Origin of the sequence: Myxococcus sp. AM009, assembly GCF_013372605.1 — a bacterium.
Lineage (GTDB): Bacteria > Myxococcota > Myxococcia > Myxococcales > Myxococcaceae > Myxococcus > Myxococcus vastator.
In genome coordinates this window covers 1-21,015 of record NZ_JABXEP010000029.1, presented here as the reverse complement: position 1 = coordinate 21,015, position 21,015 = coordinate 1, and the positions used below count along the sequence as shown (strand labels likewise).

The following is a 21,015-nucleotide window of genomic DNA, read 5'->3' as shown; positions in this document are numbered from 1 at the left end:
AGCCAAAATCCCTTGGGATTCAGCGGCTTAAGCACGAAGGCCCCGCGATATCATCGCGAGGCCCTTGTTAAACAAAAAGGGCCCTACCAGTTGGTAGGGCCCTTCAAGTAGCTCCCCGACGAGGACTCGAACCTCGGACCTAGTGATTAACAGTCACCCGCTCTACCGGCTGAGCTATCGGGGAATATGTCGTCCCGGCGGAACCGCGTTGCCGTGATGAGGCGCTTTCTAGAGAATGGTGCCCGCTCTGTCAACAGTCCCTTTTGATCCGCTCTCCCGGCTTCGCCTCCAGCCCTGGTCCGCACTCGCCGGCCTGGGCCCTGTGGCGGCCGATTCCATCGCCCAGGTGCTCGCCGGCTCCGCCGCTGAGCGCGTGCTCGACCGCACTCTGCGTGACCATCGCTCCCTGACCCGCGAGCAGCGCCAGGCCCTCAAGGAAGCCGTTTTCAACGTCGGGCTCTGGCGGCGCCGCCTCGGGTTCCTCCTGGGCCGGGAGGACGTCGCGCCTCTCTCCCTGCTCCATGCCCTGCTGCACGGCCTCGCCGGCCTCCCAGCCGTGGAAGCCGCCTCCCTGGCCGGGCTGGAGGAGGGGGCTCCGCCTTTCTTGGACGCGTCTTCGCCCCCCTCACTCGCGCTCCGGGCCTCCCTGCCGGACTGGCTCGCCGAGCACTTCACCCGGGAACTCGGGCCCGAGGCCGACGACTTCTGTGCCCACCTGAACGTCCCGGGCCCCATCACCCTCCGGGCCAACGTCCTGCGCACCGCCCGAGAGGCCCTCGCCGAGCGGCTTCGCTCCGAGGGCGTCGAGACGCGCCCCGGCCCCTGGAGCCCGCTGGCGCTCCATATCGAGGGGCCCCGGCCCAACCTCTATGGGCTCCGCGCCCTCCAGGAGGGCCTGTTCGAGGTCCAGGACGAGGGCAGCCAGCTCCTGGGGCTCCTCGTGGGCGCCCAGCCTGGAGAGACGGTGCTGGACCTCTGCGCCGGCGCGGGCGGGAAGACGCTCCAACTGGGCGCGGACATGAAGGACTCGGGGCGGCTCCTGGCCTATGACCCGGACCCCGAGCGGCTCGACCGGCTCCTCCAGCGCTCCGCCCGCGCGCACCTCACCCGGGTCCAGGTGCTCCGGAGCCTCCCCGAGCACCTCGAAGCGGACCGGGTGCTCGTGGACGCCCCGTGCTCCGAGCTGGGTTCCCTGCGCCGGGGCCCTGACCAGCGCTTCCGCATCCAGCCGGAGGTGCTCACCCGGTTCCCGGCGCTCCAGCAGGACATCCTCCAGCGCGGGGCCCGCCTGGTGCGCCCCGGCGGGCGGCTCGTCTACGCCACCTGCACCGTCAACCGCGCGGAGAACGAGGACGTCGTCGCCGCCTTCCTGGAATCCCGCCCGGACTTCCACCTCGTGCGGCCCGGGACGGGGTGGCTCCCCGACGCGTGTCTCCGGGACGGCTTCCTCTTCGTCGCGCCGCACCGGCATGGCACGGACGCCTTCTTCGCGGCCGTCCTGGAGCGCTCGGCAGGGTAGGGGCAGGAGCGGCAGGCGGTCGCAGTGTCCGTGTCCCGACGGACGGGGGAACTCAACGCTTCGCCCGTCCAGGCCGCGAATCACCGTGCCGCCCGAGCCCCGGATGCTATGAAGCGCACCGTGCGCTGGCTCAAGCCCCTTCCGCTCCGTCCTCGCGACGCCGTGCATGTCGTCGCCCCCTCCGGGCCCTTCGACCGCCCGAGCTTCGAGGCCGGCCTGGCCGTCATCGCCGAGCGCTACCGCCCCATCCACGGCTCCGACCTCTTCTCCGCCCACCGCTACCTCGCGGGCGACGACGCGCGCCGGGGCGGCGAGCTGTCGCGCGCCCTGCTGGACCGGGACGCTCGCGCCATCTTCAGCGCCCGTGGTGGCTACGGCAGCGCCCGGCTCCTGCCGGACCTCCCCTTCGCGGACGCCTCGCACGCGGCCTTCGTCGGCTTCTCCGACCTCACCTCCGTACACGGAGCGCTCCAGGCGCTGGGGCGCGTCTCCTTCCACGGGCCCGTCCTCACGCAGCTCGGTCGGCAGCCCCCCTCGGTGCGCGAGTACCTGTTCCGCCTCCTCGAGTCCCCCGAGGCGCCGCCCCCGCTGACGGGCTCGGCCACCTACGTGCCCGGCATGGCGGAGGGGCACCTCGTGGGCGGCAACCTGTCCGTGCTGTCGCGCCTCATCGGCACCTCGTATCTGCCGCCGCTCGACGGCGCTGTGCTGCTGCTGGAGGACGTCACCGAGCGCCCGTACCGCCTCGACCGCATGTGGACCCACCTGCGCCTGGCGGGTGTCTTCTCGCGCGTGCGCGGCATCGTCCTGGGCGACTTCACCGGGTGCGAGGAGAAGGGCGCGGACTACTCCAGCGCCGACGTGCTCCGAGAGCTCGCGCGCGAGGCGGGCCTCCCCTGCGCCGCGGGCTTCCCCATTGGCCACGGTGACCTCAACTACCCCGTGGCGCTCGGCACCCAGGTCCGCCTGGACGCGGACGCCGCGCGCCTCACCTTCCTCGAAGGAGCCGTGCGCGCATGAGTGGCGGTACCCACCCCATCGCGATTCTGCAGAAGGTCCTCGACGATGCCTGTGCCCTGGGCGTCTTCCCCTCGGCCCAGGCCGTCGTCCTGCACCGGGGCGTCCAGGTGTTCGGCGGCGTCGCGGGCAACGTCTCTGGCGACACGCGCTTCGACCTGGCGTCGCTCACCAAGGTCATCAGCACCACCTCGCTCTTCCTCCGCCTCTGGACGGAAGGGAAGGTAGGCCCGGAGACGCTGGTGTCCCGCTACTTCCCGGGCACTCCGGTGGGCGACGCGGGCGTCACCGTGGCGGACCTGCTCTACCACCGCTCCGGTCTGCCGCCCTTCGTGCCCTTCTTCGCGCAGGCGCTCACCGTGCACCCCGAGTTGCTCGACGCGGACTGTCCCTCCGCCCTGCGCGCCCGCGTCCGCGACGAGGTCATCCAGGCCGCCGCCGCCACGCCGCTCGCCGCCGAGCCCGGGACGCGCGCCGCCTACAGCGACGTGGGCTTCATCCTCCTGGGCGAGATCCTCTCGCGGGCCGCGGGCGCTCCGCTGGACACGCTCTTCTCCCGCCACGTCGCCGAGCCCCTGGGCCTCGGCGCCCGCTTCCACCGCCTCACCGACTTCCCCGCGGACGCCATGCCCGCGCCCACCGGCGCCACCCGCCCGCGCGAGCCCGCTCCGGGGCAGGAGACGCTGTGGAAGGACGTGCCCACCCAGCCCACGCGCCCGGGCGAAGTGGACGACGACAACGCCTGGGTGATGGACGGCGTCGCCGGCCACGCGGGCCTCTTCGGCACCGCCGTGGACGTGGCCCGCTTCGGCCAGGCCGTGCTGGACGGCTGCGCGGGCGGGGCCATCATCGCGCCGGGGCCGCTGTGGCACCGCGCGCTGGCCACGGACCCGAAGGTGCAGGCCAGCACCCGCTCCATGGGCTTCGACTCGCCGTCCGAGGGCGTGTCCAGCGCCGGGCACTACATTGGCGACACCCCGCCGGGCGCGGTGGGGCACCTGGGCTTCACCGGCACCAGCCTCTGGGTGGACCTGCGCCGCTCGCTGGTGGTGGCGCTGGTGACGAACCGCGTGGCCAACGGCCGCCAGGAAACGCGCATCCGGGACTTCCGCCCGCTCTTCCATGACTTCGTCGTGGAGGCGCTCGAGCTCACTGAAACGAAGCAGGGACACCATGGCTGACGACAACGGAAACGTGCTCGACACCCTCGAACCCGGCAGCGTGCGCCGCGTCCACCTGGTGGGCGTGGCGGGCACGGGCATGGGCTCCTTCGCCGGCATGCTCAAGGCCGCCGGCTACGACGTCACCGGCAGCGACGAGAATGTCTACCCGCCCATGAGCGACATGCTCCGGACGTGGGGCATCCCCGCCTCCACGCCGTACCGTCCGGAGAACCTGGACGCGGCGAAGCCGGACCTCGTCATCATCGGCAACGTCATCCGCCGGGTGAATCCCGAGGCCACCGCCGTGCGCGAGCGCGGCCTGAAGCAGATGAGCTTCCCCGCCGCGCTGGGCTCGCTCTTCCTGGACCGCGCGCACTCCGTCGTCGTGGCCGGCACGCACGGGAAGACGACGACGTCCTCGCTCATCGCCCACGTGCTGGTGGCCGCGGGCAAGGACCCGTCCTTCCTGGTGGGCGGCGTCACCCAGAACTACGCGGGCAACTACCGCGTGGGGAAGGGGCCGCACTTCGTCGTCGAGGGCGACGAGTACGACACCGCGTACTGGGACAAGGGCTCCAAGTTCCTCCACTACCGGCCACGCACCGCCATCCTCACCAGCGTGGAGTTCGACCACGCGGACATCTTCCGCGACCTGCCGCACTACGAGGCGACCTTCGAGAAGTTCGTCCGGCTCATCCCCCAGGACGGGCAGCTCGTCGTCTGCGCCGCCTACCCCAACGCCGTGAAGCTGTCGCGCGAGGGGTGCAAGGGGCGCGTGGTGACGTACGTGGCGAAGGAGGGCGCGGACGCGGACTACACGCCACGCAACCTGTCCTTCGGCCCGGACGGCGCCCGCTTCGACGTGGTGGCCCATGGAGAATCACTGGGCACCGTGCAGCTCCCCATGGGCGGCGCGCACAACGTGGAGAACGCGCTGGCCGTCATCGCCGCGGCGCGGGGCCTGGGGCTCACCTTCGACGAAGTCGCCCAGGGGCTGGCCACCTTCAGCGGCGTGAAGCGCCGGCAGGAGCTTCGCGGCGAGCCGGACGGCGTCATGGTCATTGACGACTTCGCGCACCACCCGACGGCGGTGCGGGAGACCATCGCCGCCGTCCACCACCGCTACCCGGAGCGGCGGCTGTGGGCGATTTTCGAGCCGCGCTCCAACACCAGCCGGCGCAACATCCACCAGGAGGACTACGCCCACGCCTTCACCGGCGCGACCCGCGCCAGCCTCAAGGTGCCCGAGCGCCACGACAAGGTGCCCGTGGGCGAGGAGCTGGACGTGCGCAAGCTCGTCTCGGACCTCCAGGCCCAGGGCATCCCCGCCGAGGGCGCCACGGACGTGCAGACCCTGGTGGACCTGGCCGCCCGCGAGGCCCGCCCCGGCGACGTGCTGCTGGTGATGAGCAACGGGGCCTTCGGTGGTTTCATCGACAAGGTGCTCGTGGCCCTCTCGGCCCGGGCTCGGAAGGGAGCCTGACATGCCGCGCCTGCCATTCGCCGTCGTCGTGGGAACGCTCGCGCTGTCCGGCTGCGCGAGCCGCCCCGCCATGCCGCCTCCGGTGCCGGAGGGGCAGGGGGCTGCGCAGCCGCTGGACTTCCAGGTGAAGCGCTACCCCGGCGGTGAGCCGTACGACGTCGCCTCGGACCGGGGCAGCGTGGTGGTGCTCGACGTGTGGGCCACCTGGTGCGAGCCCTGCAAGGACGCGCTGCCCTACTACCAGGACCTCGCGAACGAGTACGCGGCCCAGGGCTTGAAGGTGTACGCGCTCAACATCGACGAGGACCCGCGCGCCATCCCCGCCTTCCTGGCGGAGACGAAGGTGACGCTGCCCGTCCTCATGGACGAGAACGCTCAGGTGGCCGAGCGCACCCTCAAGGTGCGGGGCATGCCCACCACGTACTTCATTGACCGCAAGGGCGTGGTGCGCCACGTCCATGAAGGCTTCACCGAGGAGTTCCTCGCGAAGTACCAGACGGAGCTCGAGGCGCTGCTCGCCGAGCCCACCCCGTAGAGGAGCGCGTCATGTCCCAGGACTCACCCGACAGCCTGCGCCGCACCGCCGAGGAGGGCGCCCGGCTCGCCGGCCGCATCCTCGCGGACCGCTTCCTGGGCGAGCGCACCATCGAGTTCAAGGGGGGCATCGACCTGGTGACGGACGCGGACAAGGCCTCCGAGGAGGCGCTGCTGGCCTTCATCCGCGAGCGCCACCCGGAGCACGCCATCCTCGCGGAGGAGAGCGGCGCCACGCAGGGCACCGACAGCCTGCGCTGGCTGGTGGACCCGCTGGACGGCACCACCAACTACTCGCACCGTGTGCCGCACTTCTGCGTGAGCGTGGCGGTGGAGGGCCCCGGCGGCGTGCTGGCCGGCGTCGTCTATGACCCGATGCTGGACGAGCTGTTCTCCGCCGCGCGCGGGCAGGGCGCCACGCTCAACGGCCGTCCGCTGCGCGCCAGCACCGTGGCCTCGCTCCACCGGGCGCTGCTCTGCACGGGCTTCCCCTACGACGTGCGCGAGCGCCCGGATGGGCCCGTGGGCCTCTTCAGCCAACTCATCCTCCACGCGCAGGGCATGCGCCGCACGGGCAGCGCCGCCCTGGACCTGGCCTACGTGGCCGCGGGCCGCTTCGACGGCTTCTTCGAGTTCGGCTTGAAGCCGTGGGACATCGCCGCGGGCTCGCTGCTGGTGGAGGAGGCGGGGGGCGTCATCCGCCACATCTCCGGCGAGCCCTTCGAGGTGCTGCGCGGTGACGTGATTGCCTCCGCGCCCGCGCTGGCCCCGGCGCTGCTGGCCGAGTCGAAGCGCTTCGTGGACGGGCTGCGCGAACAGCCTCCGCGCGGCTGAGGCCCCAGGCTAGAAGAAGCTCTCCGGCACGAAGACGATGTCGCCGGGCTGGAGCATGAAGTTCTTCTCCCGCCCCACGCCGATGTCCTCCACGGGCACGCGAATCTTGCGCTCCTGCCCGCCCACCACGCGCGTCACCAGCGTGTTGTTCTTCGCCGCCAGCTTGGTGAAGCCGCCGGCCAGCGTAATCGCCTGGACGATGGACATCTCGTTGTCCACGGGGAAGGTACCCGGCTTCTGCACCTCGCCGAAGACGAACACCTTCTGCGAGTTGTACTCGCGGATGAGCACCGACACCTGAGGGCGCCGCACATAGCGCGCCAGGCAGTCGCGCAGCTGGTCCGCCGCCGAGCTGGGCGTCGTCCCCGACAGCGGCACCTTGCCGCACAGCGGGTAGTCAATGGTGCCCTCGCCGGACAGCCGCCAGGTGCCGGAGTGCTCGGGCTCCTGGAAGACGCGCACCTCCACCACGTCCCCGGGGCCCAGCCTGCCGCCCGTGGAACGCGCGGCTTCGGCCTCCGCCGCGGGAGTCGGGGCGGGCGGCGGCGGACGCCGCGACGTGCCGAAGCAGGCCGGCAGCGTCAGCAGGGACAGCACGGTGAGGGCGGCGCGGAAGCTGTTCATCTCCAAAAGGGACAGACGCTCACTCAGTACGTCACGGAGAGGCGGGCGTACCCCTCGTGCCGCGAGTAGTTGAGGCCGCCGCCATCCACCGATGATGAGCGGCTGCCCAGCATGTAGCCGGCCGCGCCCGTCAGCCACGGGTAGAACTGGTACTCCGGGCCGATATTCACCCCGACGACGGTGTCCTTCCGGCCGCCGTCGAAGCGCAGGAAGTCCACCGCGAGTCCACCGGTCACCGTCAGCTTGCCGCCGAAGAGGGCGCGCACCTCGCCGTAGCCCCGGTTGTCCGTGAAGAAGCCGTAGGCGGCCACGGGCTCCAGGGCGCGCAGGTAGCCCGCCTTGAAGCTCAGGGTGGGGCTGTAGAGGTAGGTGCCATCCAACTGCCCCAGCAAGGTGCCGCCGCCGGTGCTGTCGAAGTTCTGGCCCCAGCCCGCCTTGGCCGTGACGGCCACCTTGGGGGACACGAGGCCCGCCACGCCGCCCATGACTCGCAGCAGTGCGGCCCCCGGCGTGCTGTCATTGAAGTAGCTGCGCACGTCCAGGTTGGTGTCCAGCACCACCGCCGTCTTCGGCAGGAAGCGCCAGCGGCCCTCCGCGCCCACGCGCAGGTTGCCGTAGTCGAAGCGCTCCACGGCGGCCGGGTCACACACGCTTTCGGTACAGCCAATGGGGCTCACCGAGCTCAGCGGCTGGAAGAACTCCACCGCGTAGGCCACGCTGGGCGTCAGCTCCACCGCGCCGCCGCCGGGGCGCCACGGGGCCTTCACGCGCGCTTCATTGAAGAGGCTGAGCACGCCCACGCCCACGGCCGCGGTGCGCGTGCGGTCCGAGCGCGCGAACTGGTTCGACACCTCCAGCGACAGCGGGGCGTCCGGGTTGAAGCGCGCGTTGAGGTCCGCCGCGCCCTCCATGCGCGAGGCCGCGCTGGAGTTCTTCGTCACCAGGCCCGTGTACATCACGTAGTCCAGGTTGGCGCCCAGGTTGAACGCCAGGGTGGACGACGGAATCTCCAGCCGGAAGCCAGGGCGGAAGCGCAGCGCCACGTCGCTCGCCAGGTTGGCTGACACCGGGTCGCTGTTGGGCTCCGAGTTGCCGGTGGGCGAGAAGTAGCCCACGCCGCTGTCCAGCCGCGTCTCCAGGTCGAAGTAGGGGTGCAGCCGCCCGTTGCCCACCTTGAAGCCGTTGCCCCCGGTGGGAGGCGCCGCGATGCCCTGGGCGGAGGCCGTGCCGCCCAGCGCGAGCAGCGCCAGCGCACCCAGTCCTCCCCAGAATGTCGCGGGTTGCTTCATGGCTCAGGAGGGCTTCCCAGGTGTGAGGCGCATCTCCTCCCACCTTTCGTGCTTGCGGCCGGCGGCGTCATAACATGCGAGTCAGGCCGGACCGAACGTTTGTTACCGGACGGGGCTGGCGGGAGGTGGGCGTACCAGGACGATGTCGGGCGTGAGGGGACGGCTGGGGTCTCCTCCGGGGAGGTTGTTGGGCTCCTCCACCTCCACGAAGAGGTTCTCATCGGTGCGGAAGGCGAGCTGGCCGATGCACTCCTCGGCCTCCGAGCGGAGCTGTCCCACCTTCTGCTGGGCGATCATCACCTTGGTGAATTCGTGCTCGCTGGACGAGGACTCCTGGCGGGACACCGCCTCCTGGAGGGACACGTCCGCCTGCTCGGAGATGCGCAGCAGGCCCTTGATTTGGGTGAGCTTCTCGTTGGCGCAGTTGAGCTTCACCACGTCCTTGGTGCGCCGGGCCTCCTCCACCTTCCCCAACACCGAGCGCAGCACCTCGCGCATGACGCCCAGGGCCTGCGTGCTGCGCGCCAGCTTCGCCGAGTCCGGCACGTCGCGGGCCTGCTCCAGCGCCGCGGTGGCGGCGGGAGGGGCGGGTGGCGCGGCGGGGGACGGACCTTGTGCCGTCGCCATGCCGGCGGCCAGGACGGCGAGCATTCCGACAGTGCGCATGCGGCTCACGATGCCGCAGAGCGTAGAGGCAGGGGTGGGGGGTGTCAAACCAACACGAGGGCGATGAAAGTGGTCAGGACTGACTAATCAGACCTTCGTCGCGAGACGGACATTGGCCTCGCGCAGCCGGGCAGACAGGCTCCTGGCGATATTCACCACGATGAAGGTGAACCCATCTCCATGTGTCCTCCGGAACTCGCGGAGGTCCTGTGCGCAGAGCTGAAGGACGTCCACGTCCGTCATCGCGCGCACGGTGGCGGAGCGGAAGTCCTTGTCGATGAGGCCCATCTCCCCGAAGAACTCGGGCGGGGACAGCACCGCGAGCGGATGCAGGCCGCCCTGCGGCTGACGGCGAGCGACCTCCACCTGTCCGCGGACGACGACGAAGAGGCTGTCGCCCAAATCTCCTTCTTCGAAGATGACGTCCCCGGCCGCGAAGTGCCGCGCGCGCGCCAGCTCGGCGAGGTGGCCAAGCTCCGCGGAGGAGAGCATCTCGAAGAGTGGCGAGGCGGCGATGACGGACAGCTTCTCCATGGTCCCCCCCGGGGCCCGGCCGGGTGCTCCCGACACCGGGAGCCTAGCCCGCCGGCGCGAAGACGAAGGGGTAGGAAACGGCTGTCTCGTCGTCGGGTTTGAAGGGGAACACCCAGCTGCGGATGGTGGTGCGGATGCAGCTGCCCACCGCCTCGCTGCCCAGGGTGTTCTCCTCGATTTCAATGTCCCCGGCGCGGCCGGACGTCTTGATGGTGAAGCGCACCACCACCTTGCCCTTGAGGCGGGGATTGCGCTTGAGCTCCTTCTCGTAGCAGCTCTGGATGGCGGCCTTGCGCGCGCGCACGTAGCGGGCCAGGGCGTCGCGGTCCACGTCGGAGCTCTCGATTTCGGGCGTGGCGTCCTGCACGCGGCCCCTCACCACCGCCTCCTTCTTGTCGCCCAGGTCCACCTTGCCGCCGCCCTGGGTGCCGATGGCGCCGATGTCCGTCACCGTGCCCGTGCCACCGCCGCGAGGACCGCCGGTGGCGCCCACGGAGGCCTCGCGGGCCACGCCCACGCCGCCCGCGCCCGCCAGGGCCTCGGCGATGTCCCCGCCGCCACTGGCACCGCCCAGCACGTCCGCGAAGGCCCCCTGGCCGCCGCCGCTGTTGGAGCCCAGAATCTTCAGCAGGCCCTTGCCGGAGACCTTCTTCACCACCTCCGCGCGGCGCTGCTGGGCGGCGTCACCCGCGGGCTTGTCTTGCGCGGGCGAGTCCTCCTTGGGCGCCGCATCGGGCGTGTCGCTCCTGGGCGCTTCCGCGGCGCCGGTGTCCGCCGGCTTGAGGGCCTCCACCGGGCGCTGGGGGATGATGGCGCGCACGAAGCGGTCATCCAGCTCGTCCAGCTCCAGCTCGGCCACCTGCGGCGTCTCCGAGGTGATGATGAGGGCGGCGCCGGAGAAGTGGACCAGGAGCGAGGCGGCGAGGATGCCGAAGAAGACGCGGTCCATCGTCTTCCACCGGCTGACCATGACGTCCGCGGGCAGCACCGGCTTCGCCTCTTCGGGCGGCGGCGTGACGAACTGGAAGAAGAGGGTGACGTCACCCAGCTCCACCTTGCCGCGCGCGCTCTCCGGCAGGGGCAGGACGTGCAGGTCGCCGCGGCGGGTGGCCAGGCCCTGCGCGCGCAGGGCTTCGAAGTCCACGTCGGACGAGCCCAGGTTGACGCGGCCCTTCATGTCCGGCGCGATGACGAGCTGGAACTGCTGGTGCTGGTTCTCCAGCAGGGCGAAGCGTGCGGGCCGGCCCTCGGTGGCGGGCAGGACGATGGTGTTCTTCGCGTCGTGGCCGATGGTGACCGTTTCGCGGCGGACGTGGTGCTCTTCGACGATGCGGCCGTTCTGGATGACGCCGACGCGGAGCAGCTTGTTCTGCGAGGTGGCGGCCATGGGACTAGAAGGGTTCCTGTTCCACGCTCTTCTCGACCTTGGGCACGAAGCTCTCGGTGCGGCTGAGGTCGTCGAAGCTCAGGTTGGAGCGCTGGAGGATGTACATGGCCTGGGGCTTCTGGATGCGGCCCTCGACGGTGAGGGCTTCCAGGCGGATGACTCTGCGCGGGGCCTTCTTTGGCGCCGCGGCGCCGCTGCTGGACGAGGAGGCCTGACTGGCGTCCTGGGCCAGCACGGGCGCGGCGGCGAGCAGCACGATGAGGGCGAAGGCGGAGCGCATGGCGGATTTACTGGGCGTCGGTGGTGAGTCTACCCGAGCCGGTGGGCACCGGTGCAGCGGACGCGCCGTCCGGTGCCGGTGCCGGGCTGCTTGGGGTGGAGGTGGTGGAAGGTGAGGCGCCAGGCGCCGCGGCGCGCGTGCCTGGCTCCGGGTTGGACACCGTGGGGGTGGGCGGTGTTCCCTCGGGCGGCGTGGCCGCGGCGGCTTTCTGCGCCTCGGCGGCCTTGCGGAGCTGGTCCTTCTGCTCGCGCTCCAGCCGCCGCTCCTCGCGGTCCATGAGCTTGCGGGCGTCCTTCACGTACTGGGGGATGCGCTCATCGCGTCCGCCGCGCGCCTGGTAGCTGTCGAAGTGGGTGAGCGCCGTCTTGTAGCGCTTCAGCGTCTCCATCCCCGGCGGCTCCACGTCGAGGTAGAGGATGGCCAGGTTGAAGTACGCGTCCGCGGCGCCCGGCATCAGCAGCAGCACCTGTTCATACTCGGCGCGGGCCCGCGCGAAGTTCCCCTGGCCCCGGTGGGCGTTGCCCAGGTTGAGGCGGGCCGACGTGAAGTCCGGCGCGGCGCGCACCGCGGCCTCCAGCTCTGTGACGGCGGCCGCGTAGTCCTGGGCCTCGTTGAGCATGGCGCCGAAGTTGTTGCGCGCCTCCGCGAAGTCCGGCCGCAGCAGCGCGGCCGTCTTGAAGGACTCCAGGGCCTGGGGGCGCGAGTCGAGCGCCAGGTACACCAGCCCCAGCGCGTTGTGCGTGGCCGCGTCCTTCGGGTCGATGGCGCGGGCGTTCTCCAGCACCATGCGCGCCAGCTCGTGCTTGCCCTCGCGGTAATAGACCTGCGCCAGCACCTGCATGGCGCGCACGTGCCGCTCGTCCCCCTTCAGCGCCTGCTTGGCCTCGGCCGAGGCGCCCGCGTGGTTCTTCGCCTGGAGCAGGGTGATGGCCAGCGCGGTGCGCAGCGCCACCGCGTCCGGCTGGGACGACAGTCGCTCGCGCAGCTCGGCCTCCAGCTTCGCCGTGCGGCCGGTGCGGCCATACAGGCGCGCCAGGCAGTCCCACGCGGATTGCTGCTCGGGGGCCACGTTCAGCGCTTCGCGGTAGGAGCGCTCCGCGTCCGCTGGCTTTCCCAGCCGCTCCTGGACGATGCCCAGGTTCGTCCACGCGTAGTCCAGCTTCGGGTCCAGCTCGACCAGGGTGCGCAGCGCCGCTTCGGCCGCGGTCAGCTCTCCCCGGCGCGCAATCTCCACCGCCTCGACGAAGTCACGCTCGGGGCCGCGCGGCGCCTCCAGGCGGGGCAGGGGCTGCGGCCGCGTCTGCGCGGTGGCGCCCGCGTCCGGCGGTGTCGCGGCGGCGCCCGCGTCCTCGGTGGAGCCAGCCCTTTCGGGCGTTGGCCGGGTGACGGCGGGCGTGGTGGCGCACGCGGACAGCCAGAGGCTGGAGGCCAGCACCACGGAGGTCAGCGCACGGGCGCGGGAAAGACGCGGGCCAGGGCTCACTTCGTTCCCTCCCCGGACAGGCGCGGGCCCTCTTGCGTCGTGGAGCGAACGGGCCCGGTGAGGCTGCCCACCAGCCCATCCGGATAGGTGGCGTCCGCGGCCAGCGCCTGCTTGGGCTCCTTGAGCACCGGATACTCCTTGGGCCGGAAGCGGTTGAGGGACTCCAGCGTGCGGCGCGTCCACTCGTTGTTGAGGCGGTTCTTCCGCGCCTCGGCCAGCGTGGCGGCGTAGCTCTCCACGGCGGCCTCTTCCAGCGAGGTGGTCTGCTGGACCAGCGCGTCCTGGTAGACGACCACCGCCTCCTCGCCCATCCGCTTCACCTCCACCGGGACGGGCGTCTCGATGATGGTGTTGGCGAAGCGCTCCAGCGCGTACCCCCGGCGGTAGAGCGCGGCCAGCGTCCACTCCAGCTGCTTGTACGGGTAGACGCGCGCGTACGCGGTGTTGACGGACTTCACGCCGTTGCGCTTCGCCGTGAAGCTGCGCTCCAGCGCCTTGCCCTTGCCGCCAATCTTCAGCTTGTCGAACTTCTGGAACTCCAGCTCGGCCAACTGGAAGCGGCTGTAGGCGGCGGCATCCGCGGCCAGCGGGTGCGTGTCCGGCTGGAGCTTGCGCCGGTCGAACTCCGCGGCGGAGCGCTCCCAGGCGCGCTGTGCCTCGCGCGCGCTGCCCAGCTTCTGGTGGGCGTCGCCCATGCGCCGGTGCGCGTCCACCACCAGCTCCACCTGGCTGGACCGCGAGGCGAACTTGCGGACGAACTCCTGCAGCGCGCGGACCTCTCCGCGGGGGTTGCCCTGCTTCTCGTAGATGATGGCGGCGCGGTACTGATTCTTGGGCGCGTCCTCCGCCTTGGGGAACAGGTCCGAGTAGCGCATGAAGGCGGCGGCCGCCTCCGGGTAGCGCTGCTGGCCTTCCAACAGGCGCGCGGCGTTGAAGAGCGCGGCCTCCCGGTCCTTGGAGCCCGGGTAGTCCTTCACCAGCTTCTGGTAGCTGACGACGGCCTTGTCGAAGTCGTAGGAGTTCTCCGCGTTCACCGCCACGCGGAACAGCGCCCCGCCAGCCAGCGGCGACGACGGGTATTCGCGGTAGATGCGCTCGTACAGCTTCAGCGCGGAGTCGAAGCGGCGCGTGTTCTCATTCGCCACCGCGGCGTTGTTGAGGGCCTTGTCCGCGAACTCGTGGCGGGGTGACTCGTCCACCAGCTCGATGTACTTCGCCGCGGCCTCTTCGTACTTCGACTCGGCCATGAGCTGGTCGGCGAGCTTGAAGCGGCCGGCGAGCTTGAACTTCACCAGCTGCTTGTGCAGGTCGCTGGCCGGGTCGATGACCTTGTCGTTGCTGGCCAGCCGCGCGCTGATGGACTCCACGCTCCGCCAGTCCTCGTCGATGAGGAAGGTCTCGATGGTGAGGTTGGTGGCGTAGCGGGCCACCTCGTGGCTCGGGTACGCCTGGATGATGGCCTCGAAGCGGCGGCGCGCCTCGGGGAAGTCGTCGTGCGAGTAATGCAGCTCCGCGGCCTGGTAGGCGATGCCGGGCGCCTTCTCACTGCCGGGCAGCAGGGCCACGTAGGCGTCCGCGGCGGCCACCAGCTTCTGCTCGGTGGGCGCGAAGGGGCGGGGCTTCACCGCCTGGCCCTGGGGCCGCTCCGTCGAGCGCAGCGTCCTGGACTCCGGCACCGTGCCCGCCTGGACGTCCAGCGTGAGCTGCTGCTGCCACGCGAGCACCGCGTTGAGGGCCGCGTCCGGGCGGTGCTTGTTGGCCGCGTCCGTGTCGCGCACCTCTTCATAGACGCGCGCGGCGGCGGCGAACTGGAAGGCGTTGTAGAGGCACTCCGCGTAATAGAAGCGCATGTCGCCCGCGCTCTTCGTCCGCGGGAAGCGCTCCAGGTACGTGCCATACGCGCGGGCGGCGACGTCGAAGGCGCTCCGCGCCTGCTCGAACTTGCCTTCCTGCTTGAAGACCAGGGCCTGCTGGTGGTGGTACGTGGCGCTGCCGTAGAGGCTGCGCTCGGCCAGCGTGTTGGCGCGGGTGATGGCCGCCGTGTCGCCCTTGTTCTTCTCGTGCCAGGCGCCGCCGGGCTGGTAGAGGTTGGCCAGGGCCTCGGACTCGGCGAAGGACAGGCCCAGCAGGCGGTCCCGCTCGTAGGCCTGGACGATGCGCTGCTGCACCATGGGCGCGTCCGGTGCGTCCGGCGCCTTCTGCAGCACCCGGCGATAGGCCTCGATGGCCGGCGCGTGCTTCGTCTGGTCGAAGTAGACGTTGCCCAGCCGCTGGTACACCTCGGCCTCGTAGGGGCGTGGGCCACGCTCCGCGAAGAGCGCGTCCGCCCGGGTGATGCCGCCCCAGGCGTCGTCCGCCAGGGAGATGGCCACGTACTGGAGCGCTTCCTCGCGCAGGTCGCCGCCGGCCGCCGCGTCGCCCTTCGCCACGCGCTGGGCCTCGTAGAACTCCACCAGCGTCAGGAAGGACGCCACCGCCGGCTCGAAGCGGTCCATGCGGTAGTACGTCCAGCCGAGCTTGTAGAGCGCCTTGTCATAGAGCGGGTGCGAGGCGTCGCGCGTGGCGGCCTCGTAGGCCTGCGCGGCCTTGGGCAGTGCCCGTGGGTCCTCGTAGTTGTCGAACCAGTACTCGCCGATGCGCACCCAGGACTCGGTGGCGAAGCGGCTCTGTGGGTAGCGGGCGATGAGCTGCTCGTACGCGTGGAGGCTGTCGTCGTACTGGTCCTGCTTCTCCAGGCAGTAGGCCAGCAGGTACCAGGCGCCGTCGTTGAGGCGGTAGTCCGGGAAGGTGGCCAGCAGCTGCTGGTAGAGCGCGATGGACGGCGCGTAGTCCACGCGCGGCTCGGTGGGGAACTCCGCGCCGGGGTCCTTGTCGTGCGCCTCCAGCCGCTCCGCGTAGTCCCGCATCGCCAGCAGGTGGTCGTCCGACGAGCGCTCGTAATAGAGCTCCGCCAGGCGGAACATCACGTCCGGCGTGAAGCGCGGCTCGGCGGGGTAGCGGCGCAGGAACGCCTCGAACCGGGCGATGGCGTCCAGCCGCTCGCGGCGCTCCTGGGCCTCCAGGTCCTTGATGCGCTTCTCGTAGGAGGCCGCCAGCGCGCCACGCTTCTGCTCGTAGCGCCGCTCCACCAGCTCCTGCACCTCGCGGTGGAACTCGCGCGCCTCGGACTCGTAGCGCTCGAGCGCGCTGCTCACCTCCTGGAACAGCGCCTCCTGCTCGGGCGTGCGTCCCATGCCCAGGAGGTAGGGGGATGCGGGCGCGGCGGGAGCCTCCGCTGCGGACGCGGGGCCACCCAGGGCGAGCAGCGCGGCGACGAGACGGGCGCGCATCACTCCTTCACCTCGGACAGGACGTCCTGGAACTCGGCGTCCAGCTCGCGCAGGGCCTCGTCCTTCTGCGCGGAGAGCGTCTGGATGGCCGTCGTCTTGTCCTGCTTCTCGTTGAAGGCCACGTCCACCACGCCCACGTCCGCCTTGAGCACCAGGTCGTAGAGCTGCTGCCGCACGCGGCGGATGCTGTCGTAGGCGATGCGGCCCACCAGCTGCCGGGCGTCACCGGACACGGTGGCCACTTCGGCCTCGTAGCGCTCCAGGAGCTGTTGCTCGGCCACGACCTTCTCGCGGATGACGCGGCCCCGGCGCTCCAGCCGCTCGCGCACCACGACCCGGGCCGCCGTCACCCGCCCGCGCAGGACGTCCAGTCTGCCGCGCACGCCCTGGGTGCGCCGCAGCGTGGCCAGGACCTCCGCGTCCGCCCGGGGCTCCGCCTCGCGCAGGAGCGCGTGCTCGCGCCGCAGCGAATCAGCATAGGCGGTGCGGATGGCGCGCTCGCCGGCCAGGGTGGTGTCCACGGCGTTGCGCTCGTCCGCCAGTCGCGCGCGCGTGGCGGTCAGCTCCGCCTTGAGGTCCTTCAGCGTCTGGACCTCGGCCTGCAACTGCAGCAGGAACTCGCGCTCCTCGTCCGGAGGCGTCTGCCGGAGCGGCCGCGAGTCATCCACCCACTTGCGCACCGAGGCGGCGATGGCGTGGAGCGACTGGAGCTCGACGTCGAGCCGGTGGGCCTCTCGGTCCAACGCGTCCACGCGCCGCTGCATGCGCTCGCGGCGGTCCTCCATCGCCGTCAGCGTGGTGGGCAGCGCGGAGAAGCGGCGCTCCAGTGCCTCGCGCGCCTGCCGGGCCTCCGTCAGCCGCGCCACTTCGTCGGGCGTGAGCACGCCTTGCATCGCGAGCGTCTCCACCCGCACCAGCTCCGCCTCCGCCTGGGTGAGGGAGGTGTCGACCGCGTCCGCGCGCGCGTTGACTTCCTGCAGCTCCGGGAAGGTCTCCAGGCCGCGCGTATCCAGGGCGTGGAGGATGCGCTGGGCAATGGCCGCGGCCTCGCTCCGGCCCCGGCGACCGCTGTCGAGGTCCTCCACCAGCCGCACCGCGTCCGTCACCTCGCGCTGTGTGGTGGCGTACTTGAGCACCAGGTGCGGCAGCACCGTGCGCATGTCCAGCGGGCCGTCCGCGCGCACCAGCAGCCGGTCGAAGTACGCCACCGGGTCGCTGTGCGAGCCCAGCAGCGCGTCCACCTGCTCCCTGGGGGGACGGAAGGTGTCGATGACGTGGGTATAGGCGTCGGTCGCCTCGTCGTACCGGCGCAGCTTCTGGAGCAGGTGGCCCTGGAGGATGCGGCCTTCGGCCGCGAGCTGCGAGTCGGGCGCCACCAGCAGCAGGATGTCGATGGCGTTCTTCGCCTGCTGGTAGTGGCCCTGGCGCACGTGGACCCAGGCGGATTCGTAGAGCGCGTCCGGGAAGGACTCGCTGTCACGCGGCACCTGGCCGTAGCGGTCCAGCGCGTCGTCGAAGCGGCCCGTCTCATACAGCAGCCGCCCCAGTGACATCAGCGCCAGCTCGCGCACGCGGCGGGACTCCTCCTCTGGCGTGGGCGTGGCGCGGCGAGGTCCCGTCTTGCCCGGAGCGGCCTGGGCGGCCTGAGCGGAGGGTGGGGTGGCCAGCTGCTGGAAGCGGGTGATGGCCGCGGGCAGGTCACCTTCCTGCACGGACAACACGCCCAGGTGGTAGGCGGCCTGGAGCTGGAAGGCGCCGTCGGGCACCTGCGCCAGCGGCGTGAAGGCGGCGCGCGCCTGGGCGACGCGGTCCGCGGGAGCCAGGTCCGTGCGCCGGAACAGCCACTTGGCGTGGACGTAGGCAATCTCCGGGGGCAGCTGTCCGCCGGACAGCGCGCGGGCCTGCGCCACGTAGGCCTCGACACCGTCGAAGTAGTTGAGGCGGCCAGCCACCGTCAGGTAGCGCGACAGGGCCTCGCGGTAGTGCCCGGAGGTGGGGGGCAGGGCCAGCAGCTCGCGCAGGTACAGGCGCGCGCCAATGTAGTTGCGCTGCGCCAGGAGCGAGTCCGCCAGAAAGAAGAGCGCGTCCGGATAGCGCGGATGCGAGCGGAAGCGCGGGTCGCTCACCAGGTCGTAGAAGAGGACGGACGCCGCCGGCCAGTCGCCCAGCAGGTAGTGGATTTCGCCGTCGGAGTAGCGGCGCGCGCGGGCGTCGTCGTCACTGGGCTCGGCGCGCTGGGTGAACTGCGTCTCCACGAAGCGGAGGTTCTCCTCGACGCCGAGCAGTCCCGCCTCCACCGCGTCGAGCCGCGGCGACAGGTCGCGCGCGGTCGGCGGGGGCGCGGGCACCTGCGCGGGTTCGGCGGAACGGACGGCCGCCGGCCCCAGCAGGGCCGCCGCGAGAGCGAGGGCACGGAGTGACGCGTTCACCGTCTGGCCCTCTACTGCCCGGGAATGGAGCGGGTGACGGGCGGCGGCGCGGCCTTCCGGCCCGACTCACGAGCGACGGAGACGTCATAGCGCACCGCGGGCCGGTCCTTCAGGTCCGTGGTGATGCCGCCCTGCTCGTAGCCCACGACGTGCACGGTGGAGGTCTTCCCCGGCTCGGAGTTGAAGGTGTAGCTGGACTGCACCTTGAACTTGTAGCCCTCCAGGTAGCTGAACACGCCGTAGCCCTTGCCCCGGTACACGAGGCGCACGGCGAGCTGGTGCTGCCCGGGGACGATGCGGCCGTTGAAGACCTCGAAGCGCTCGCGCTTGCCCAGGTCCGTCTGGCCCTCTTCATCCACCTGCGTGTAGACGGGCGCGCCGTCGAGCGCGTACGCCACCGACTCCAGCTCGAAGGAGCCGCCCATCTCGTTCTTGTGGAGGATGACGGCGCGAGCGCCGGTGGAGACGTCACCGCCCAGCACCGTCTCCTGCAGCAGCAGCAGGCGCGCCTTGGAGCGGTAGATCTTCTCCTTCAGGTCGACGACGTTCTCCTCCAGCGTCTTCACGCGGGTGTCGAACGCCTCGTCCGCGGTGGCCTGCGCGGAGGGAGGAGCGGAGGCGGCGGGCTCCTGCGCGAGCGCCGGCCCACAGAGGGCGGCGCCCAGCAGGGCGAGGAGCGGGAAGGTGGCGGCGACACGCACGGTACGACCTCAGTGGGCAGACGGTCCGACCTGACGGCAAGAGAGGACATAGCACCCTTGCCTGTAGGACGTCTTGCCACGCCGTGGGCGGGGACCGGGGTCGCCCGCCTGGGCGCTTGCTTCAACCACCCTTCTTGAGCTCGGTGAGGACGAGCTTCGCCACGGCCTTGAGCGTGTCGAAGACGCCCACGCCCGTGGGGGCCACGGCCTGGTACTCCGGGATGTTGCGGGGGTTGAGCGCCTTGCGCATCTCCTCCACCGTCACCGCGTTGGGCAGGTCGCGCTTGTTGTACTGGATGACGTACGGAATCTTGTTCAGGTCGTAGCCCTGCTCCGCCAGGTTGATGCGGAGGTTCTCGAGCGACTCCATGTTCGCTTCCATACGTTCAATCTGGCTGTCTGCCACGAACACGACACCGTCCACGCCCTTGAGGATGAGCTTGCGGCTGGCGTCGTAGAAGACCTGACCGGGCACCGTGTACAGGTGGAAGCGCGTCTTGAAGCCGCGAATCTCACCGAGCGACAGCGGCAGGAAGTCGAAGAAGAGCGTGCGGTCCGTCTCCGTGGACAGGGAGATGAGCTTGCCCTTCGTCTCCGCGGCGGTCTTGTTGTAGATGTACTGAAGGTTCGTCGTCTTCCCGCAGAGCCCGGGCCCGTAATAGACAATCTTGCAGTTGATTTCGCGGGATGAGTAATTGATGAAGGACATGGCTTCCCGGGTTACTCGCTGAAGAGGTTGTCGATATCGTCGTCGGAGATCTCGGCGAAGGGCGACCCAGCTCCAGGACTGTCCGTCTTCTTCACCAGGCTCTCGAAGATCTTCGTGAGCTCGTCGCTGGCCTTCTTGATGCGAAGGCGGACGAGGCCGAGGCTGGTGCGGTTGTCGAAGATGACGACCAGCACGACCCGGCTGCCGACGATGGTCATGTACAGCGAGTCCTTGGCCCCCTCGTGGAACTGGTTGGGGAACTCGTTCTCCCCAATCAGCTTGGCCAGGCCTCCCATCGCCGCCACGTTGCCGGCCGTCAGCGAGGCCAGTGACGTGGTGTCGATGTTCTGCGTCTGACCCGCGGAGGAGATGAGCTGCCCGTTCTTGTCGACGAGGAAGACCACCTTCGCGTTCGCGTCCTTGGTAAGCCGGTCGCAAACGGCGTTGATCTTGGTGAACTCCTCTTCGTACATCACCAGTTGCGTGCCCATGGGCGTATGCGCTCCTCAGCGTTCGCTCGCCCCGCTCATGGCGACGCTCCGATGTTTCTAGAGTGAATCCACGAGGTTAGACGAGGCGCTACCGACCGTCAGGATGCTTAGCAAAGCGTCTCCACTCCAGCAAGAAGCCTTCCGCTTCCTGAAGGAGGTTCCGTGCCCGTTCCCATGCCCTCCGGACGCCCTGTGGGGTGGAGGCCACGGATCCGCACCCTGCGCGCGAGGGGGTGGAACGGGCTTGTCCCCCGGGGTTGGGGGCCTTCCCGGCTTTCTCTATACTCCGCCGCGTTTTGCCGCTTCCGCTTCTCCCGCGTTGCTCCGTGGCGCGCCTGGCGCTGGTGCTCCTCGTCATGCTGGCCATGCCCTCCGCCCACGCGGAGGCGGTGGCCGAGCACGCCTCGTTGCGCCTTCGCTATGGGCTGTCCCTCCGTGACGGCCGTCAGGCGGATGTAGGGCCCGGGCTCACCTATGAGGGCTTCACGCCGAACGACGTGGAGGCCGTGGGCACGGCGTGGCTGGGCACGTCCTGGCTGGGCG

Annotated in this window: 18 protein-coding genes, 1 tRNA gene and 1 pseudogene; 7 read left to right on the top strand and 13 right to left on the bottom strand. The window is 70.6% G+C overall.

Features of this window, described 5'->3' with window-relative positions; translation table 11 throughout:
- Positions 1–111: 111 nt before the first annotated feature.
- Positions 112–184 (bottom strand) — tRNA-Asn (locus tag HV824_RS10075).
- 138 nt (positions 185–322) lie between these two features.
- On the opposite strand from HV824_RS10075, the gene HV824_RS10070 reads away from it, so the two are divergent.
- From HV824_RS10070 to HV824_RS10045, 6 genes are all read left to right on the top strand, one after another.
- Positions 323–1,519 (top strand): RsmB/NOP family class I SAM-dependent RNA methyltransferase, encoded by a 1,197-nt coding sequence (locus HV824_RS10070; protein WP_176418924.1) that lies wholly within the window; start codon positions 323–325, stop codon positions 1,517–1,519.
- 108 nt (positions 1,520–1,627) lie between these two features.
- A complete protein-coding gene (locus tag HV824_RS10065; RefSeq protein ID WP_176418923.1) occupies positions 1,628–2,539 on the top strand; it encodes an LD-carboxypeptidase in 912 nt (303 codons plus the stop codon).
- Positions 2,536–3,717 carry a serine hydrolase gene (locus tag HV824_RS10060; RefSeq protein WP_176418922.1) on the top strand — a complete coding sequence of 394 codons (1,182 nt, stop codon included), beginning with the start codon at positions 2,536–2,538 and terminating at the stop codon, positions 3,715–3,717. The genes HV824_RS10065 and HV824_RS10060 overlap by 4 nt, the downstream gene beginning before the upstream one ends.
- The gene (gene mpl, locus HV824_RS10055; RefSeq protein ID WP_176418921.1) at positions 3,710–5,182 is read left to right on the top strand and encodes a UDP-N-acetylmuramate:L-alanyl-gamma-D-glutamyl-meso-diaminopimelate ligase; all 1,473 of its coding nucleotides are present in this window, start codon (positions 3,710–3,712) and stop codon (positions 5,180–5,182) included. The genes HV824_RS10060 and mpl overlap by 8 nt, the downstream gene beginning before the upstream one ends.
- 1 nt (position 5,183) lies before the next feature.
- Positions 5,184–5,717: a TlpA disulfide reductase family protein gene (locus tag HV824_RS10050; RefSeq protein ID WP_176418920.1), complete on the top strand. Its 534-nt coding sequence runs from the start codon at positions 5,184–5,186 to the stop codon at positions 5,715–5,717.
- An 11-nt stretch (positions 5,718–5,728) separates the two neighbouring features.
- Positions 5,729–6,550, top strand: coding sequence for an inositol monophosphatase family protein (locus HV824_RS10045; protein ID WP_176418919.1), 822 nt, complete (start codon positions 5,729–5,731; stop codon positions 6,548–6,550).
- A 9-nt stretch (positions 6,551–6,559) separates the two neighbouring features.
- On the opposite strand, the gene HV824_RS10040 is transcribed toward HV824_RS10045, so the two are convergent.
- The 12 genes from HV824_RS10040 to mglB all read right to left on the bottom strand — a co-directional run bounded on the left by HV824_RS10040 (position 6,560) and on the right by mglB (position 20,472).
- Positions 6,560–7,174: a polysaccharide biosynthesis/export family protein gene (locus tag HV824_RS10040; RefSeq protein ID WP_176418918.1), complete on the bottom strand. Its 615-nt coding sequence runs from the start codon at positions 7,172–7,174 to the stop codon at positions 6,560–6,562.
- A gap of 23 nt (positions 7,175–7,197) precedes the next feature.
- Positions 7,198–8,463 carry a hypothetical protein gene (locus HV824_RS10035; protein ID WP_176423164.1) on the bottom strand — a complete coding sequence of 422 codons (1,266 nt, stop codon included), beginning with the start codon at positions 8,461–8,463 and terminating at the stop codon, positions 7,198–7,200.
- 102 nt (positions 8,464–8,565) lie between these two features.
- Positions 8,566–9,129 (bottom strand): hypothetical protein, encoded by a 564-nt coding sequence (locus HV824_RS10030; RefSeq protein ID WP_176418916.1) that lies wholly within the window; start codon positions 9,127–9,129, stop codon positions 8,566–8,568.
- Positions 9,130–9,216: 87 nt separating this feature from the next.
- On the bottom strand, positions 9,217–9,663 hold the full coding sequence (locus HV824_RS10025; RefSeq protein ID WP_176418915.1) for a cyclic nucleotide-binding domain-containing protein: 447 nt from the start codon (positions 9,661–9,663) through the stop codon (positions 9,217–9,219).
- Between the two features lie 43 nt (positions 9,664–9,706).
- Positions 9,707–11,050, bottom strand: coding sequence for an AgmX/PglI C-terminal domain-containing protein (locus HV824_RS10020; RefSeq protein ID WP_176418914.1), 1,344 nt, complete (start codon positions 11,048–11,050; stop codon positions 9,707–9,709).
- Positions 11,051–11,054: 4 nt separating this feature from the next.
- Entirely contained in the window at positions 11,055–11,330 is a 276-nt protein-coding gene (locus tag HV824_RS10015) for a hypothetical protein (protein WP_163784540.1), read from the bottom strand.
- 7 nt (positions 11,331–11,337) lie between these two features.
- Complete coding sequence (locus tag HV824_RS10010) at positions 11,338–12,813, bottom strand: tetratricopeptide repeat protein (RefSeq protein ID WP_176423163.1); 1,476 nt, start codon at positions 12,811–12,813, stop codon at positions 11,338–11,340.
- Positions 12,810–16,142 carry a tetratricopeptide repeat protein gene (locus HV824_RS10005; RefSeq protein WP_217917271.1) on the bottom strand — a complete coding sequence of 1,111 codons (3,333 nt, stop codon included), beginning with the start codon at positions 16,140–16,142 and terminating at the stop codon, positions 12,810–12,812. Before HV824_RS10005 ends, HV824_RS10010 begins: the two co-directional genes overlap by 4 nt.
- Positions 16,142–18,571 carry a tetratricopeptide repeat protein gene (locus HV824_RS10000; protein ID WP_176423161.1) on the bottom strand — a complete coding sequence of 810 codons (2,430 nt, stop codon included), beginning with the start codon at positions 18,569–18,571 and terminating at the stop codon, positions 16,142–16,144. The genes HV824_RS10005 and HV824_RS10000 overlap by 1 nt, the downstream gene beginning before the upstream one ends.
- An 11-nt stretch (positions 18,572–18,582) precedes the next feature.
- A complete protein-coding gene (locus tag HV824_RS09995; protein ID WP_176418910.1) occupies positions 18,583–19,272 on the bottom strand; it encodes a dihydrolipoamide acetyltransferase in 690 nt (229 codons plus the stop codon).
- A 121-nt stretch (positions 19,273–19,393) separates the two neighbouring features.
- Positions 19,394–19,981: a gliding-motility regulator Ras-like GTPase MglA gene (gene mglA / locus HV824_RS09990; protein ID WP_002637269.1), complete on the bottom strand. Its 588-nt coding sequence runs from the start codon at positions 19,979–19,981 to the stop codon at positions 19,394–19,396.
- Positions 19,982–19,992: 11 nt separating this feature from the next.
- The gene (mglB, locus tag HV824_RS09985; protein WP_002637270.1) at positions 19,993–20,472 is read right to left on the bottom strand and encodes a gliding-motility regulator GTPase-activating protein MglB; all 480 of its coding nucleotides are present in this window, start codon (positions 20,470–20,472) and stop codon (positions 19,993–19,995) included.
- A gap of 197 nt (positions 20,473–20,669) precedes the next feature.
- Here mglB and HV824_RS38185 point away from each other — a divergent pair.
- Positions 20,670–21,015, top strand: a pseudogene (locus HV824_RS38185) (hypothetical protein); the annotation flags it as partial.